18 protein-coding genes are annotated in these 16367 nt (G+C 45.9%); 9 read left to right on the top strand and 9 right to left on the bottom strand.

Going from position 1 to position 16367, the window contains the following annotated elements; all coding sequences use genetic code 11:
• Positions 1-113 precede the first annotated feature (113 nt).
• The 3 genes from ACXAD4_RS25140 to ACXAD4_RS25130 all read right to left on the bottom strand — a co-directional run bounded on the left by ACXAD4_RS25140 (position 114) and on the right by ACXAD4_RS25130 (position 1852).
• A complete protein-coding gene (locus tag ACXAD4_RS25140) occupies positions 114-362 on the bottom strand; it encodes a Rho-binding antiterminator (protein WP_475244757.1) in 249 nt (82 codons plus the stop codon).
• Between the two features lie 32 nt (positions 363-394).
• Complete coding sequence (locus ACXAD4_RS25135; protein WP_475244756.1) at positions 395-865, bottom strand: DM13 domain-containing protein; 471 nt, start codon at positions 863-865, stop codon at positions 395-397.
• Positions 866-958: 93 nt separating this feature from the next.
• Entirely contained in the window at positions 959-1852 is an 894-nt protein-coding gene (locus tag ACXAD4_RS25130) for a LysR family transcriptional regulator (protein ID WP_475244755.1), read from the bottom strand.
• Positions 1853-2071: 219 nt separating this feature from the next.
• Between ACXAD4_RS25130 and tyrS the strand changes: the two genes are divergently transcribed.
• Positions 2072-3268, top strand: a complete 1197-nt coding sequence (tyrS, locus tag ACXAD4_RS25125) for a tyrosine--tRNA ligase (protein ID WP_475244754.1) — start codon at positions 2072-2074, stop codon at positions 3266-3268.
• A gap of 36 nt (positions 3269-3304) precedes the next feature.
• Here tyrS and ACXAD4_RS25120 read toward each other — a convergent pair whose 3' ends face one another.
• Positions 3305-4000, bottom strand: coding sequence for an aspartate/glutamate racemase family protein (locus ACXAD4_RS25120; protein ID WP_475245648.1), 696 nt, complete (start codon positions 3998-4000; stop codon positions 3305-3307).
• Between the two features lie 111 nt (positions 4001-4111).
• On the opposite strand from ACXAD4_RS25120, the gene ACXAD4_RS25115 reads away from it, so the two are divergent.
• Positions 4112-4570: a GNAT family N-acetyltransferase gene (locus ACXAD4_RS25115; RefSeq protein WP_475244753.1), complete on the top strand. Its 459-nt coding sequence runs from the start codon at positions 4112-4114 to the stop codon at positions 4568-4570.
• Here ACXAD4_RS25115 and ACXAD4_RS25110 read toward each other — a convergent pair.
• Positions 4558-4929: a DoxX family protein gene (locus ACXAD4_RS25110; RefSeq protein ID WP_475244752.1), complete on the bottom strand. Its 372-nt coding sequence runs from the start codon at positions 4927-4929 to the stop codon at positions 4558-4560. The two genes, ACXAD4_RS25115 and ACXAD4_RS25110, sit on opposite strands and share 13 nt — an antisense overlap.
• 102 nt (positions 4930-5031) lie before the next feature.
• Here ACXAD4_RS25110 and ACXAD4_RS25105 point away from each other — a divergent pair, with 102 nt between their 5' ends.
• On the top strand, positions 5032-5928 hold the full coding sequence (locus tag ACXAD4_RS25105; RefSeq protein ID WP_475244751.1) for a LysR family transcriptional regulator: 897 nt from the start codon (positions 5032-5034) through the stop codon (positions 5926-5928).
• Between the two features lie 62 nt (positions 5929-5990).
• Positions 5991-6335, top strand: coding sequence for a DUF6559 family protein (locus ACXAD4_RS25100; RefSeq protein WP_475244750.1), 345 nt, complete (start codon positions 5991-5993; stop codon positions 6333-6335).
• 164 nt (positions 6336-6499) lie between these two features.
• On the opposite strand, the gene ACXAD4_RS25095 is transcribed toward ACXAD4_RS25100, so the two are convergent.
• Complete coding sequence (locus tag ACXAD4_RS25095) at positions 6500-7084, bottom strand: porin family protein (protein WP_475244749.1); 585 nt, start codon at positions 7082-7084, stop codon at positions 6500-6502.
• A gap of 312 nt (positions 7085-7396) precedes the next feature.
• On the opposite strand from ACXAD4_RS25095, the gene ACXAD4_RS25090 reads away from it, so the two are divergent.
• From ACXAD4_RS25090 to melB, 4 genes are all read left to right on the top strand, one after another.
• The gene (locus tag ACXAD4_RS25090) at positions 7397-8056 is read left to right on the top strand and encodes a cyclase family protein (protein ID WP_475244748.1); all 660 of its coding nucleotides are present in this window, start codon (positions 7397-7399) and stop codon (positions 8054-8056) included.
• Between the two features lie 5 nt (positions 8057-8061).
• Complete coding sequence (locus tag ACXAD4_RS25085; RefSeq protein WP_475244747.1) at positions 8062-8850, top strand: ferredoxin reductase domain-containing protein; 789 nt, start codon at positions 8062-8064, stop codon at positions 8848-8850.
• Between the two features lie 233 nt (positions 8851-9083).
• Positions 9084-10430, top strand: a complete 1347-nt coding sequence (melA, locus tag ACXAD4_RS25080; RefSeq protein ID WP_475244746.1) for an alpha-galactosidase — start codon at positions 9084-9086, stop codon at positions 10428-10430.
• 227 nt (positions 10431-10657) lie between these two features.
• On the top strand, positions 10658-12085 hold the full coding sequence (gene melB, locus ACXAD4_RS25075) for a melibiose:sodium transporter MelB (protein ID WP_475244745.1): 1428 nt from the start codon (positions 10658-10660) through the stop codon (positions 12083-12085).
• 95 nt (positions 12086-12180) lie between these two features.
• Here the strand turns inward: melB and ACXAD4_RS25070 are convergent, their stop codons facing one another.
• The 3 genes from ACXAD4_RS25070 to ACXAD4_RS25060 form a co-directional block, all read right to left on the bottom strand.
• Positions 12181-12432, bottom strand: a complete 252-nt coding sequence (locus ACXAD4_RS25070; protein ID WP_222549866.1) for an HPr family phosphocarrier protein — start codon at positions 12430-12432, stop codon at positions 12181-12183.
• A 152-nt stretch (positions 12433-12584) separates the two neighbouring features.
• Complete coding sequence (gene dbpA, locus ACXAD4_RS25065; protein WP_475244744.1) at positions 12585-13973, bottom strand: ATP-dependent RNA helicase DbpA; 1389 nt, start codon at positions 13971-13973, stop codon at positions 12585-12587.
• 225 nt (positions 13974-14198) lie between these two features.
• Positions 14199-14612 (bottom strand): OsmC family protein, encoded by a 414-nt coding sequence (locus ACXAD4_RS25060; protein ID WP_475244743.1) that lies wholly within the window; start codon positions 14610-14612, stop codon positions 14199-14201.
• A gap of 106 nt (positions 14613-14718) precedes the next feature.
• Between ACXAD4_RS25060 and ACXAD4_RS25055 the strand changes: the two genes are divergently transcribed.
• On the top strand, positions 14719-15876 hold the full coding sequence (locus ACXAD4_RS25055; RefSeq protein WP_475244742.1) for a DUF819 family protein: 1158 nt from the start codon (positions 14719-14721) through the stop codon (positions 15874-15876).
• Positions 15877-16367 lie beyond the last annotated feature (491 nt).

The raw sequence follows: 16367 nt of genomic DNA, 5'->3' as shown, positions 1-16367 counted from the left end.
AGGGCATGCTCAGTATCCAAGTAATATATGAGAGCTTTAAAATGAGAAAGGAGAACATCCCAACCGTTGAAATGCTGGGATGTATCAGAGGTCTAACGAAAATTTAAGAAAGCTTAATCAAAGGAGATTTTGCTAAAATGGGGATTGTCGATCTGAACTTCCAAGGTTGAGATCTCTTCAAGCACTACTAGTTCAGTACTGGCATCTTCTGTTTTTATCTCAATGCATTCTTGTTTGTTTTCATCCCATTTTGTATCTAGTGCAGTACCGAGCACTTCCTCGCCCGACCTCATAGTCAACTTGATGGGGTAGCGATACATACAAGCAATTTCGACATAATCTGTTTGGTGACAGGTAACCATTGATGTTCCTTTTCTTACGGGTCTCAGTTAGTTCACTGGTATTGGGCAGATGTAATAAACTGGCCAAAAGTTTCACACCACACAATCACGGTATTGTACTGGGCGATATCAATACTATCGTCCACCGGCAGCATGAATTGATTAAACGTTTTAATATCACCGACCCTGACCATAGTTGATTTGAGGCGATTGAAATCGTCCTCTGTTTCAACAAACTCTGGCGATAGGTAAAGTTTATAATCAGGCCCTGGAGCTAACTCACCCATGAAGCTGATGCTGTCTGTGGCTAGTGCGACCTTTCCTTCTCCCCAATGAAGAAAGTCACTGTCTTGACGCTCTTTATCAAAGGTACCGGTAAACTGTGCTTTTGCCTCCACCGACTGAATAGTGGAAACCGGTGGTGCCTCCGGCGCAATCAAAATGGGTAGCGCGTAAATACCTAGCGCAAAACCAATCCCAACCGCTATGATGTGTGTGGCCAACAACCCAAACACTCGTTTCATCCCTGCCTCCTTGCAGCTGCTAACTATATGTAATTCGATACAATTGAACTATAGCAAAAACAACAAGGTCGCTCTGACTTTACAAGCAAATATCTACAACCTTGGCTTTGAAGCGAGAGCCTCTTCTAATAGACGTAGCATTGCTTGTCGAACCGGCCCTTCGGTATGACGGCGAGTTTGGATCACATCGACTGTTGTCAACCAGCCATCTGGTTCAAAGGCCAAATCCAATACTGTCAGCTTACCTTGCTCAACGAATGAGGCTGCCAGCCTCTCAGGTACTATTACCCAACCTAAACCTTGGGCAGCCAATTCCAATAGCAGCTGATGATTATTGGCATACCAGATCTGTGTGCTAATGGCATAACTAAACCACAGCTCTTTGCCACTGGACGAGCGCTGGACGACTTGGCGGTAATTACGCAGATCACCATCTTTCAAAGCTTTTTTCTGAGCTAAAGGGTGCTCGGGAGAAGCTAGAGTCAAAAACCGGTTATAGCCCACCGTGGCAAACTCGGTATCCTCCAGCATCTTGCCGTCAGAGTAGACAACACCGACATGTGCCCGTCCTTCACTCACCATGGTTTTGATATCAAAGGTCGATGCCGAAATCAGTTCAATATTGGTCATCGGAAACTGCTCACCAAGGGCAACTAACTGCGCCAGCAGTTCAGGCTCAAGCACACTCTCTTCTATTGCTACCACTAACTCATGCTCTTGGTCAGCATCCAGTGCCATGACCTTTTGATCCAAGCGTTGCTGTTGCAACAAAATAGCGCGGGCAATAGGCAGCAAAGCTTCTCCCTGAGGGGTGAGCCTTGGAATATTGCTGGAGCGGTCAAACAAAGTCTGATTTAACGCGATTTCCAGGTTCGACACCGACTGGCTAACCCCAGATTGCGCCCGTTTATGTTTTCTCGCTGTTGCAGAAAAAGAACCACACTCACAAACGGCGACAAACATTTTCAATTGTTCAAAGCTGTACATTATTGATTAACCATTATCTACGCTATCTCCCGCCTCTCAGCATAGCTATCACGAACCGTGATAGCTGCTAACTTTCGCCCCAGAAGAGATTTGCTACGCTGCTACCTAAAATGAGGCCGGATATTAGTATATCTAGGCACCAATTAATACCTTCAGCTAAATCAGAGTATCAGAATAAATGATAGAAAAGCTCTGAACTTAATACCTGCCGGAGCTACTATGAATATTGACCAAGCGCTTGCTCTCATCCACCGAGGTATAGAGCAAATCACCCCTGAATCAGCACTGATTGAAAAGTTACAAAAGAACCGACCATTGGTAGTCAAACTAGGGGCTGATCCTACCGCACCCGATATCCACCTTGGTCATACTGTTATCTTGAACAAACTGAGGCAGTTTCAAGACTTGGGACATAATGTTGTCTTCTTAATCGGCGATTTTACCGGCAAAATTGGTGATCCAAGCGGAAAAAACACAACCCGACCACCGCTGACGACAGAGCAGGTTCTTGCCAATGCACAAACCTACCAGCAGCAAGTGTTCAAGATCCTTGATCCAAACAAGACCGAGATCGTTTTCAATTCCCACTGGCTGTCCAAACTGGGCGCTGAAGGCATGTTGAAACTCACAGCCAGCCAGACAGTCGCCCGGATGCTTGAACGTGAGGACTTCAAGAAACGTTTTGCCCAGCAACAGTCTATTGGTATTCATGAGTTTATCTATCCACTTCTTCAAGGCTACGACTCAGTAGAGCTCAAGGCCGATATCGAACTGGGCGGCACGGATCAGACCTTTAACTTGCTGATGGGCCGTGAGCTGCAAAAACAGCACAACATGGAGCAGCAAGTCGTTATCACCATGCCGTTGCTGGTTGGCCTCGATGGGGTTAAGAAGATGTCCAAGTCAGCGGCTAATTACATTGGTATTACCGAATCGCCAGAAGAAATGTTCGGTAAACTGATGTCCATTTCAGACGACTTGATGTGGAATTACTTTGAGCTATTGTCATTCCGTCCTATGGATGAAATTGAGCAGTTTAAGCGGGATATCGATTCAGGGCGCAACCCCAAAGAGATCAAGGTACTGCTGGCAAAAGAGATCGTCACCCGCTTCCATTCCGAGCCCAAGGCAGATGATGCTGAAGCCATGTTCAACCAACGCTTTAGCGCTAAAGTTTTACCTGACAACTTAGAGACAATGGAAGTACAGCACGGCTTAAGCATCAGTCAACTGCTCAAACAATCAGGTTTAACCACTTCAACCTCTGAGGCTATACGGTTAATCAAGCAAGGTGCGGTGAAGATAAATGGGGTTAAAATAGACGATCCAACACTGACACCAGCAATAGGCGAAAAGGTTTACCAAGTTGGAAAGCGAAGAGTGGCAAAAATAAATGTCATTCAGAATAACATTTGATAGTTTGTCAAAAGGCCACCCTGCGGTGGCCTCACATTACTCTGATAAAGCGAGTTTCACTGCCGCTTCTGCATGAATTATCGTCGTGTCATATAAGGGTACATCGGTGTTTTCAGAGGAAATCAACAGAGCGATTTCCGTACAACCTAAAATTACCGCTTCAGCCCCATGTTCAGCCAACGATTCAGTGATCCTTACATATTCAGCGCGGGATTCATCTTTGATAATCCCTTTGCACAGTTCATCGTAAATCACTCTGTGAATGATCTCTCTATCAGGCAAGTCTGGCACAATCACCTCAATACCAAATTTCTCGGTAAGACGGTTGATGTAGAAGTCCTGCTCCATCGTAAAGCGGGTGCCGAGTAAGCCAACCGTCTTAATACCATCGGCCTGCAATTGTTTGGCTGTGGCATCGGCAATATGGAGCAATGGTATAGACATCACCTGCTCGATATCTTTCGCGACTTTGTGCATGGTATTAGTACAGATCAATAAAAAATCCGCTCCTGCAGCCTCTACAGATTTTGCCGCATTGGACAAAATCTCCGCGGTAGCTGGCCAATCGCCTGCATGCTGGAGTTTCTCAATTTCGTCAAAGTTTACACTGTAAAGTGCTACTTTTGCCGAATGTAACCCCCCAAGCTCCCGCTTGATACCTTCGTTAATTGCCTTGTAGTAACTGGCTGTAGATTCCCAGCTCATTCCCCCTAACAGGCCAATAGTTTTCATGGTGAGTCTATCCATAATATTTTGCCGAACATATATCCACTATTAGCATTGTTAGAAAGGGAAAAACAAGCAATTATAAGACAAGCAATACAGACACAAGGAAAAGTGCGAGTGATACAACCAGCCAGCTTTAGGGATATCTCAGACATTATTGCCCTCACTGGGAGAGCTATCAGATCGTGTATAGACGAGCCTGCAGATGTTCAGGACGGGCTTATCGCCAGTTGTGCCGACAGTGTAATGTGGTGGCGGACACACCCCGATTACTCGGTACATTATGTCTACCGTGTCGGTGACGCAGTAGTAGGCGCTGTTCTGGTCAAAGAGTATTGGAACCTCTCCAACTTGTTCGTCGATCCGGCATACCATCACCAAGGCATTGCTCGCCAGTTAATCAACAAAGCCCTCGAAGAATGTAAGTCGCGCTCTCCTAAGCAAGCTGTGCATCTTAATGCCTCAAGGTATGCCGTAAACTTCTATCAAAAACTGGGGTTTGTCCCGAATGGCGAGCCAAGGGACTTACCCGGCGGGTGTTTCCCTTTCATCTACAAGTTCAATCAAAGTCCCTGAAACAATAACACTGCAGACAACACAAAGGTCACCATCGCCGGTACCCCATCACGCCAAGTATCAAACCACAGGTGGCAGGCAATCGCACCAATAGAAACAGCAGCAAGAGCTGTCGCCCCCACCAAAGATACACTCGCAACGAACGATGTCCCTATGAAGATTGGAGCCATGATCAGCAATGCTGAAATTAACTCAACGCTCCCAACCACAAACATCCAGTTGCGGTTAAGGCCATACTTCACGAAGAAGGCCAGCTGGGTAGTAAAAATCGTCTTCTGCCAACCTAACAACTTGATAGAGCTAGCAAACACAAAGAAAACAGCAAGAAGAACGGTAATAGTAACTTGAGTAGTAGTCATGATATTGGCCTCAAAATATAAGCTGAGAGCAATCATATACATTCCAACTGACCAAGATATACGGCTAAAATTGATTACCAATAATTCCAGGTGGGAATAGATATGGACAAACTAGACTGCATCCGAACCTTTGTCAGAGTCGTTCAACTGGGCAGCTTTACTGCTGTCGCCAATAGCCAAAACATCACCCAAGGCAGCGTTAGCAAAAAGGTCGCCTGGCTGGAACAACAACTTTCAATTTCATTGTTGTACCGAACAAGCCGCCAACTGTCGCTAACTGATGCGGGGGAGGCCTATTATCAGCATGCCCTTCGCCTACTGGAAGATCATGACAGCTTCGAAGCCACACTCAAAGGTGAACAGATCAAAGTCAAAGGAAGGCTAGCCCTATCCATGCCGACTTCACTTGGGCTGCACCTCCTATCCAAGCCAATTGCTGACTTCATGGCAACACATCCCGACGTTGATATCGATCTTTCACTCAACGATCAACACATAGATCTTTATCGCGACAACATCGATATCGCTTTTCGCGCGTCTTTCCTTAAGGATTCAGGGCTCAAAGCGAAGCGCATAATGGATAACACCATGGTCTATTGCGCCTCCCCCGACTACCTTGAGCGAGAAGGCACGCCAAAATACGCCAGTGATCTCACTGAACATCAATTCCTGAGTTATTCGCTAGCCCATCCCTCTAATGTTTTGCGCTTCACCAATCGAGACGGCAAGTCAGAAAAAGTGACAGTGAGTGAGGCTTTTCGTACCGACAGCCCGGAAATGCTGTTGAAAATGGCTATTTTAGGGCAGGGAGTTACCTTCTTACCTCAATGGATGGTGTCTACTTATGAAGCAACAGGTGAGTTGGTTGAGGTTTTAACCGATTACCCAAGACAAACTATTCCGCTTTATGCTGTTTACAAAGACAGTCAGTCTCAGCCTTTTCGTATCAGAGCTTTCATTGACTTTATTGCTGATACCTTTGATGGGAATGACAGTTGAAACCATTTGCCAAACCTTATTGAACACTGTATTAATAGTGTTTTGCTCGTAGGAGATCAGCGATGTTCGCCATTAGACAGTTTTTCAAGCGAAAAGCAATTCGCCAGTACATCAAAACACTCAGCCCAATGCTAGTGAAATCCTATGGTCCAAGAGAAAGCTATACCGAGGGGCAGATCAATGCCGTGCTGAACGAATCTGGCCTAAGCCATCGGTACCAGCAATATGCTCACGCTCTCTTTGGCGAGCAATATCCTACAAAACATCAAGAACTGGCTAGCAGCTTATTCGAAGGTAGCCCCTTTAATGCCCTGGATATCATTGCTATTGCCAAACCTACTGGCTGGAAAGGAGGGTCTAACACCGATAACCTTTCAAACCACTATGGGCAAAACAGCAGGTACTAATAAAATAATAATTATATTAATAAGATATAGCTTACTTTACATATCTAAAACACCGAAAGGCCACTGCCTACCCTAGCAGGCATTAAACATGAAAGAAGCCCAATAACTAATACAACCTCACTGCTATATAAAATTAATTTTGGGCGTTCTCATTAAATACCGATTTAATGCCACCAGTCTCTTGGAAGGTGATAAACCAAATTAAGGTTTATGGAATCACCTTTAAAATCCACGCCAGAAACCCCAAAGCTATCATCAAACATCCTCACCCATTCAACGGCGAACTCTAATGCATTGCCTTTATTTATCCCTATGCCGATGCCGTAAAGAAAATCCGTTTCGGTCTCGGATCCAGAGGCGATTTTTCCCTTGGTACTGCCAAACCCTGCCAATACATAAGGCTTAATATACCTGTCTATAGGCAACATCGCTTTGCCAACAATATTGAAATGATTGTTGATCTCTGCCGATACTCCTAACAATTCATCATCAGAAACATTGCCATATCCGCGGAACTCAACAGCCAAATTAGTGTTAAATTGATAACCGATAATGACTCCTAACAGATCACTATCAAAAGAGTCATTTACCGTGCCGTCAACATCAACATCGACAAAACTGTAGCCGACCCCGAAATACGAATGCGGTTCAACCTTGTCAAAATGCCTAATCCCAAAATCTGCATTAGCATTAAAAGATATGAACAATAAAGCAAATAGAGCGCTGATTTTTTTATAAATCATCTTCATTTCTTTTCATCCTTGTTATTGGTATGCATATATATTTATATTGGTAAGAATCCATTTTTTCCAATTTCCGCATCAGAAAAAAATTATTACTTCAACTTATATAACCCCACTTCATTTTACTCACGCGAATCAAAACCTTTCTTGAAAACATTCGCAGTCGATCTGATTACATTTATAGATATTAGGAAGTTAAGATAAGCACCTCCTGCTTGTCCTAAAGTTGATATTTTTAGTCTTTATGTTTGTAATAGACATCTTATATCATCCCTACAATGGCTCCCGACATTAACGACAACCAACAGGAGCCTTTGTATGTCTCAACTATCTACATCAAAGCTATCTACTTCAAAGCTATCAGCAACAAAATCATCAACAGCAGAGCAACCAACATCACATCACACAAGCAGCACACGCCAGTCGGTCAGCTTGTTGATTACCGAAGATCACCCTGCTTACCAGTGGGCAAAGAAGCAATCTGATTCAGTTAATGCTTTTGGTCACATTGGTACCCATATCGACTGCTACACCAAAGTACCGGAAAACAGCCAGTACATCACTGACACCTTATTGCTTGATTGTACGCAGGTGATGCCTTGCATTGATGATATCGAGAAGCTTGATATCGTAGGAAAGTCTCTGGTGCTATTTACCGCAAACCTAGAGAACAACGGTTACGGCACACCAGAATATGGCAAAACAGATACCGCACTTGATAGTGATGTACTCGATGCTATTCTCGCCAAACGCCCAGCATTCATTGTTATTGATAGCTACGGTATCGGCGCGCATGGTGATGAGCACATTAGCTTCGACAAGCGCTGCGAGGACAATGACTGCTTTGTGATTGAAAATGTAGTGTTACACCATGAAATGGCAGGCAGATTGACCCAGCTGGACATTGATTTTGATGTCACAAGCGCTTCAACAGGCAAACGCTGCGAAGTCACCGCCATCTTGAACTGTGCAGAGTAAAACTGATGAACACAGCTATAACGCAAGCAGCAACGCCTGTTAGGCTTGTTGGTATGGAATGGCTCAATGCCCAGACAATGAGCCTGAGGCTACAACCCGAGCAGCCTTATCACTTCCGTGCAGGACAATACTTAAACTTACCGCTTCCGAGCAGCCAAAAGGCAATGCCGTTTTCTATTGCCAGTAAGCCGCATCAGGGAGAGTACTCACTAAATGATCATCCCAATACTCTTGAGATCCAAATTGGTGGAGTATTACCCGATTCTGAGCTGGCATCGGATATCAAACAGTTCCGCTCACAATGGCTGAACCAGCAGCCGGTTTATCTCGGCCAGGCCGCTGGTGAAGCGTATTTTCGTGATACTGAAAGCTCGGTTACTGTCATCGCTGGCGGCTCAGGTTTCAGCTACGCCAAAAGCATCGTGTTACAGGCTTTATCGCTACCCACAACAGGTGATATCACCTTGTACTGGGGAGCAAAAAGCGTTTCCGATCTGTATGAACACAATGCGATGGTAGCGCTCGCGAAACAACATCCACGGTTTCACTATGTGCCAATTGTTGAGGAACTAACTGGCGGAGACAAGGCATTAATCCGTAATACGGTCCAGATACATCAAGGTAAACTGCTGGATATCTTTTTTGCCAGCCACCCGTTAAGTACAGAGCTAGATATCTATATCTGCGGTCGCTACCAGATGGTGCAAACGGCTTATCAGAATATTCTGGATACCAGCCCTGAACAGGCTAAGCGTGTGTACTCAGATGCCCTGCCACCCGTTCACAAGCGGTAGAAACACGGTAAAAACATATCCCACTAGCAAAGAGGCAAGGCTTAGTCTTGTCTCTTTTGTTATCTAATTCCCCCCTTTACCCAATTTACTGATTCATTTTCACCTCAAGCAGAATTGTGAGGCCAAGACGAAAATCTTAGGAAATGGGACATAATTGCCCACTATAGGGAAGATAGCCGCACGTTTTTCGATAAAGATGTATCCATCAAAACCAAGCATACAAAGGAACAGCCATGCATCACCCAAAAATTACCTTCATCGGGGCCGGTTCTACTATTTTCGTCAAAAACATCCTTGGCGACGTATTCCATAAACCAGCACTAAAAGCGGCTGACGTTGCCCTGATGGATATCGATCCTATCCGCCTTGAAGAGTCGCAAATTGTTGTCAGCAAACTGATGGAGTCTGCTGGTGCAACGGGCAACATCCATTGCTACACCGACCAGAAAGAAGCACTGAAAGGTGCAGACTTCGTGGTCGTCGCCTTCCAGATCGGTGGCTATGAGCCATGTACGGTTATCGACTTCGACGTATGTAAAAAGCACGGTTTGGAGCAAACTATCGCTGATACGTTAGGCCCTGGCGGCATTATGCGCTCGCTACGTACCATTCCTCATCTATGGCAGATCTGTGAAGACATGACTGAAGTCTGCCCAGAAGCTACCATGCTGAACTACGTCAACCCAATGGCAATGAACACTTGGGCGATGTACGAGAAATATCCACACATCAAGCAAGTTGGTTTGTGCCACTCGGTACAAGGCACTGCAGAGGAGCTTGCTCGCGATCTGGACATCGACTACAGCGACCTTCGCTACACCTGTGCAGGTATCAACCATATGGCCTACTACCTGACACTGGAGAAGAAAACCGAAAACGGCGAGTACGTCAGCATCTATCCGGATCTGCTAGAAGCTTACGAAATGGGACAGGCGCCGAAGCCAAATATTCATGGCAACCCTCGTTGCGAAAACATCGTTCGCTATGAAATGTTCAAGAAGCTGGGTTACTTCGTTACCGAATCTTCCGAGCACTTCGCCGAATACACTCCTTATTTCATCAAGCCAAACCGCCCAGATTTGATTGAGCGCTATAAGGTGCCATTGGACGAGTATCCAAAACGTTGTGTCGAGCAGATCGCCAACTGGAAAAAAGACTTGGAAGCCTTTAAACAGGCAGACCGTATCGAACAGAAAGAGTCTCATGAGTACGCCAGTACCATCATGAATGCGATCTGGACCAATACCCCAAGCGTGATTTACGGCAACGTGAAAAACGAAGGGCTGATTGACAACCTGCCACAGGGTTGCTGTGTCGAAGTGGCTTGCCTAGTTGATGCCAATGGTATCCAGCCGACCGCAGTGGGCAAACTGCCAAGTCATTTGGCTGCCTTGATGCAGACCAACATCAACGTCCAGACCCTGCTGACAGAAGCAATCCTGACTGAGAACCGCGATCGTATTTACCATGCTGCCATGTTAGACCCTCACACTGCCGCCGTATTGGGCATAGAGGAAATCTATGCCTTGGTTGATGAGCTCATTGAGGCACAGCAAGACTGGTTGCCTAATTGGATTTAATCCATTAAAGCAACACCCTCATTAGAAATAACAAATCACCATCACGCCATTGCCGTGGCGTGATGGAAAAGAACAAGAAGCACATTTACCCAATTGCAGAAAGATGCTGTGCCCAATTCTGGGTGCAGAGGCTTGAAGCAGTTTGGGCACATCCTTATCGTGAAACAAACAATAATTGCCTTTCCTACAAAAAGCAGTAAAACAGGGAAAAGGAAAAAGGAGCTTTTATGAGCGTCTCAATGAACACCAAGTTAAGCTACGGCTTTGGGGCATTTGGCAAGGACTTTGCCATCACCATCGTCTATATGTACCTGATGTTTTACTACACCGATGTCGCCGGGATCTCAGCCGGTATTGTCGGTACCATTTTCCTCGTCGCCCGTATCTGGGATGCGGTGAACGACCCGATTATGGGCTGGATAGTCAACAACACCCGCAGCCGCTGGGGTAAATTCAAGCCATGGATTTTAATCGGTACCATCGCCAACTCTGTTGTGCTTTACCTTTTGTTCAATGCCCACTATTTTGAAGGCCCTTGGCTTATTGCCTATGCCGCAGTCACTTACATTTTATGGGGTATGACATATACCTTGATGGATATCCCGTTCTGGTCCTTGGTACCTACCCTAACGCTGGATAAACGTGAACGCGAAGAGCTTGTTCCCTACCCTCGCTTTTTTGCCAGCTTAGCCTGGGTTGTTACCGCAGCCATTGCCATGCCATTTATCAACTATGTTGGCGGTGAAGACAAAGGTTACGGTTTCCAAGTCTTTACCATCCTGCTGATTGCCTGCTTTGCGGTATCAACCTATATCACCCTACGTAACGTTAAAGAGCGTTACTCTACCGCACAGCTTGAAGACCAGCCTGTGCAAGAGAAAGTCTCGCTCAAAGAAATGGTTGGCCTTATCTACAAAAACAGCCAATTAAGCAGTGTATTGTGCATGGCATTGGCCTATAACCTAGCAACCAATATCATCACTGCCTTTGCTGTCTACTACTTCACCTATGTTGTTGGCAATGAGGCGCTGTTCCCTTACTACATGGCCTATGCGGGTATCGCTAACCTGATCACCCTTGTCCTGTTCCCGAAACTTGCCGGGATGTTCTCACGCCGCGTACTTTGGGCATGTGCTTCTGGCTTCCCAATCCTAGGTAGCTTGGTACTGATTTACGTTGGCATGTATGACCCGCAGAGTATCATCTTGATTTCAACTGCAGGTGTTTTCTTGCAAATTGGTACGGCACTGTTCTGGGTACTTAACGTCATCATGGTCGCTGACACTGTGGACTACGGCGAATATAAGCTAGGCGTTCGCTGCGAAAGTATCGCCTACTCGGTACAAACCTTGGTAGTTAAAGCTGGCTCAGCCTTTGCGGCCTTCTTCATCGGTATTGCCTTGACAGCAGTCAACTACGTACCGAACGTTGAGCAGAATGCTGATACTGTCTTTGGCATGCAGTGCATCATGATTGGCTTGCCTAGCTTCTTCTTTGCCATTGCGCTGTATATCTACTTCCGCTACTACAAGCTAAACGGCACACTGCTCAATGATGTCCAGCACAAGCTGATGCAGAAATACGGTGATGAAGAACCTGAAGCAGGTAATACCCCGCTAACACCAGAGCCTCAGTTGGCGCAAGAAAATCGTTAGAGTTAGGTCGAGACATTAATCAAAACAAAGCCCACTCAATATCAAAGAGTGGGCTTTTTGCTAATACGTTTTTTCGTATGTGACGTATGTGAGGGTTAGCCCGTTACGTTCTCGATAAAGGTTGCCAGTTCATCAACAGCCTGTTGATTGGACGACTGTACGACCACTTCTGTACCTTGTACCAATGCCAGTGTCTGCAGCTTGAACAGGTTTTTAGCGGTTGCTGCTTTGCCGTTAGAAACAACTTCGATTTCTTCGGCATATTTTTTCGCTGCTTTTACGAACTGGGCGGCAGGTCGGGTATGAAGACCGCTCTCTGCGGTAATGAGGGCTTTTTTCTTGTACATAATCAAACTCCTTAGGTATCTGTTTGATTTTGTACCGCTATAAAGAAATAGATTCTGAGATATCCGCTCAAGATGAACACAAAAAAGCCATGGTGATTCCCAAAATGGGATCCCACCATGGCTCTAGGATGCAATAACGGTAAATGAATGAATTATCGTTTGATAGCACGCACGCGGAACGTACGGCCTTTCATCTTGCCTTTCTCAAGTTTCTTGAGAGCAATACGTGCCACATCGCTCTTCACGGCAACATAAGCCACCATATCAAAGACATTGATCTTACCGACTTGATCGCCTCGGATCCCATTTTCACCAGTCAGTGCACCAAGAATGTCACCCGGGCGTACTTTCTGTTTCTTACCACCCAAAATCTGAAGCGTGGTCATCGCTGGGCGGAATGTCGGCTGATTCAGCAAAGACTCAGATGGCAGCTCAGAGCCTACGATGTCTTTTTCTAGGTAGTCTTCAAGCAGCGCGACCTTGTAGTGTTCTTTATCACTAAAGAAAGAACATGCCACGCCCTTGCTGCCTGCACGGCCTGTACGGCCAATTCGGTGAACGTGCACTTCAGTATCGCGCGCTAGGTGGTAGTTAATCACGCAGTCCAACGCTTCGATGTCCAAACCACGTGCCGCGACATCGGTAGCTACCAGCACCGAGGTGCTCTTGTTGGCAAAGCGCACCAATGTCTGATCACGCTCACGCTGCTCCAAGTCACCGTGAAGTGCCATCGCACTGAAGCCATACATATCCAGGTCATCTGCCACTTCCTGAGCTTCACGCTTGGTATTACAGAACACCACTGATGATTCTGGCTTATGAAGAGACAACAACAGGCGAAGTGCCGTCATGCGATCTTCATTACTCTCTACATGGTAGAAGTGCTGATCGATGGTATTTTCATCGTGGGTAGACTCTACCTTCACCATCACAGGCTTGTGCATGATTTCGCGAGCGATAGATTCAATCTGCTTCGGGTAGGTCGCACTGAACAGCAGGGTTTGGCGATCTGCAGGCGCAGCATCAACAATTGCATCCAAGGCATCTTGGAAGCCCATTTCCAGCATGCGGTCTGCTTCATCCAGCACCAGCAGGTTCAAGTCATCAAGAGACAGGAAGCCCTTGCGCAGGTGCTCTTCCACACGACCCGGCGTACCAACAATAATGTGTGCACCGTGCTCCAGAGAACCAATCTGTGGGCCAAACGGCATACCGCCACATAGGGTCAGCACTTTAATGTTGTGGATAGAACGTGCCAGCTTACGGATTTCTTTGGCTACCTGGTCGGCCAGTTCACGCGTCGGGCACAATACCAAAGACTGGATGCGGAAGCGCTTTACATTAAGGTGGTCAAGCAAGCCCAAACCAAACGCCGCGGTTTTACCTGAGCCCGTTTTACCCTGAGCAATAACGTCTTTGCCCGATAGAATATGCGGTAGACTCTGGCTCTGGATAGGCGTCATAGATTCATAGCCAAGGGTCGCTAGGTTAGCTTCTAACTCAGGCTTTAGGTTAAGGGTTGAAAACGCGTTGTTGCTCACTGGCATAGTCCTGTCATTACCTGCAAAATCAACATCGCTTTGCAGGTTCAAAAAACACTGGCAACACCGGCGAAAATCACTGTCTGTCTCACCCCGTTACCACAAGGGGTGCGACACTAACAGCCTTAAGGGTAAAAAGATAGATCTCAACGATTAAACTCGTCTGTTTTTCGCGATTCTTAGCCCATCACGGATATTCAGCCCCCGACACTATAAAAGCACCCTCTATAACACTTTGTATTCCCAACTCAGCTCTGCGCCAGACCGAGCAATCATGATAGACACTGAGCAATGGGTTTCAAACGTCATCTCGATGGCTTTTTCTATCGCTTTCTCTGTCAGCTCACTGCCCGAAATTTCAAATTCAAAATGCAGTTTAGTAAACACTTTAGGCGGTGTCGGGGCTTGCTCGGCGCTTACAACCACACGGCAACTATCAAGTGGCTGACGTTGTTTAGCCATAATGCTGGTCACATCAATCGACGCGCAGCTTGCCGCCGCACTTAGCATCAACTCCATCGGCGTTTGCGCACTATCGGTCCCGCCAAATTGAGTTGGCGCATCGGTAATCACCGCATGGCCTTGCTCCACAGTGCTAACGAAACACTTTCCATGAACCCAGCGCGTTTCAATCTTCATTTCTATATTTCCCTATTGAATTAACAATGATATAAATAAATTAAATTTTGTCTTACAAATACCAATTATGCCCTATTAATTCAATACTCTATGTCAAAGGAAGATTATGATCACAGAAGGATTCGATTTTATTGCCGTGATGTTCGGCTTATGCGGTTTACTGGTCTGGTTAGAGCAAAGATACCCCAGCCAATTATTCAAATGGTTTCCCAGTATTGTACTGGTCATGTTTGGCTCAATGGCCCTGTACACATTTGGTATGTGGGAGATGACCCCAGAGGTGAAAGCAGCTCGTGCAACTGTACGAGACAATGCCATTCCCGCCATGCTATTTCTGATGTCGCTCAGCTTTAACTTAAGCGTGATTCGCAAGCTCGGAGCACGATTAATTATTCTTTTCCTCGCCTCAACCGCCAGTATCATGGCTGGATTTATTATCGTGCATGGCATGATGGGCGGCTTCCTGAGCGATGAGACTCCACTCACTTTCGGTGTCATGTCAGCAGGTTGGACGGGTGGCACTCAAAACTTCGTGGCTGTTAAAGAAGCGCTGTCAGTGACTGACTCAGCCATGGCCTATACCCTACTGATGGGAGCGCTATGCTATACCGTCTGGCTGATCATGATTGTTGCTCTGAAGCCGATGAAAGAGCGCTTCAACGGGGTGTTAAAAGCAAACGACAACGGGCTGGATGAAATCCTGTCGAAGCTTGGTTCACTCGAGAAGAAAGAAAAGCCTGATCTTCAGGCTATCCTTTTAATGCTAGGTGTTGCTTTAGTTATCTCTTCGATAAGTCGTCACCTCGGCCAAGCAATTGCCTCTATGGGTCTTTTGAACCCAATGATTTGGGCAATTATCATCTCCTCATTGCTGGGTATCCTTGCGGCACCGACTGCTCTTGGCAAAATGGCCGGAGCCAATGAAGTCTCCGGGGTAATGCTGTATGTCGTAGTTGCCTTGATCGGGGCTGAAGTGAACCTGAGTGCCATAGGCCAAGCGCCGATGTACATCATGTCCGGTTTCATGATCCTTGCTGTTCACGGTATCTTGATGCTCATTATCGGCCGCATGATGAAGATGAACCTACACCTTATAGGGCTGGCCTCTATCGCCAATATCGGCAGCGCACCTTCTGCCGCCGTAGTCGCAGCCGCTTATGATAAAAACCTCGTACCTGTTGCGGTGATCATGGCGCTAATTGGCTCAATGCTAGGCTCTTTCGTCGGTTTGACGGTGAGTGAAGTGATTGTGTTGATGAGCTGATAAGTAATACAGTTATAAGGGGTCTGAAGTTCGAGTATTTCAGGCCCCTTTTTTATGTCTGTATATCAGCTAATTTAGATGAACAACTTCTAATCACAGATAAACTTCTAGTCGCCTCAACACGATTTTGGACATTTTTGAGTTAGCCAACACAGGTAATTTCTAGCTTTCGGATAACTTTTTGTATCGTTAATTTTAGAACGGCATCACTTCATGAGGTGCCAATTTTGAAAGAAACAGAGCAATAAGGTAAGTAGGATAAATTTACTTTTAACATAATTTGCTTATCACCATGATTAAAATAAATCATCGAAGGCCATTCAGTAAAAATCACCAATAAATCATACTGTAACAGATTTGCAATTATGGGAATTTTCAGACTTTATGTAAAAGTGATCTGTGTCAAACTTCTGGCATTTTTGGTATTGTATATATATCACAAAAATTCGGAAGTATAGGTAACCTATGAACAAGCAATGTCCGTATTGTAA

The sequence above is a fragment of the Photobacterium sp. AWH4_225 genome (assembly GCF_056158405.1).
Note: the sequence above shows the minus strand (reverse complement) of the source record. Positions and strands in the feature narration are given on the sequence as shown.

Coding starts and splice junctions, on each gene's coding strand:
- ACXAD4_RS25140 (WP_475244757.1), bottom strand. CDS start 362: ATGGTTACCTGTCACCAAACAGATTATGTCGAAATTGCTTGTATGTAT.
- ACXAD4_RS25135 (WP_475244756.1), bottom strand. CDS start 865: ATGAAACGAGTGTTTGGGTTGTTGGCCACACACATCATAGCGGTTGGG.
- ACXAD4_RS25130 (WP_475244755.1), bottom strand. CDS start 1,852: ATGTACAGCTTTGAACAATTGAAAATGTTTGTCGCCGTTTGTGAGTGT.
- tyrS (WP_475244754.1), top strand. CDS start 2,072: ATGAATATTGACCAAGCGCTTGCTCTCATCCACCGAGGTATAGAGCAA.
- ACXAD4_RS25120 (WP_475245648.1), bottom strand. CDS start 4,000: ATGAAAACTATTGGCCTGTTAGGGGGAATGAGCTGGGAATCTACAGCC.
- ACXAD4_RS25110 (WP_475244752.1), bottom strand. CDS start 4,929: ATGACTACTACTCAAGTTACTATTACCGTTCTTCTTGCTGTTTTCTTT.
- ACXAD4_RS25105 (WP_475244751.1), top strand. CDS start 5,032: ATGGACAAACTAGACTGCATCCGAACCTTTGTCAGAGTCGTTCAACTG.
- ACXAD4_RS25100 (WP_475244750.1), top strand. CDS start 5,991: ATGTTCGCCATTAGACAGTTTTTCAAGCGAAAAGCAATTCGCCAGTAC.
- ACXAD4_RS25095 (WP_475244749.1), bottom strand. CDS start 7,084: ATGAAGATGATTTATAAAAAAATCAGCGCTCTATTTGCTTTATTGTTC.
- ACXAD4_RS25090 (WP_475244748.1), top strand. CDS start 7,397: ATGTCTCAACTATCTACATCAAAGCTATCTACTTCAAAGCTATCAGCA.
- ACXAD4_RS25085 (WP_475244747.1), top strand. CDS start 8,062: ATGAACACAGCTATAACGCAAGCAGCAACGCCTGTTAGGCTTGTTGGT.
- melA (WP_475244746.1), top strand. CDS start 9,084: ATGCATCACCCAAAAATTACCTTCATCGGGGCCGGTTCTACTATTTTC.
- melB (WP_475244745.1), top strand. CDS start 10,658: ATGAGCGTCTCAATGAACACCAAGTTAAGCTACGGCTTTGGGGCATTT.
- ACXAD4_RS25070 (WP_222549866.1), bottom strand. CDS start 12,432: ATGTACAAGAAAAAAGCCCTCATTACCGCAGAGAGCGGTCTTCATACC.
- ACXAD4_RS25060 (WP_475244743.1), bottom strand. CDS start 14,612: ATGAAGATTGAAACGCGCTGGGTTCATGGAAAGTGTTTCGTTAGCACT.
- ACXAD4_RS25055 (WP_475244742.1), top strand. CDS start 14,719: ATGATCACAGAAGGATTCGATTTTATTGCCGTGATGTTCGGCTTATGC.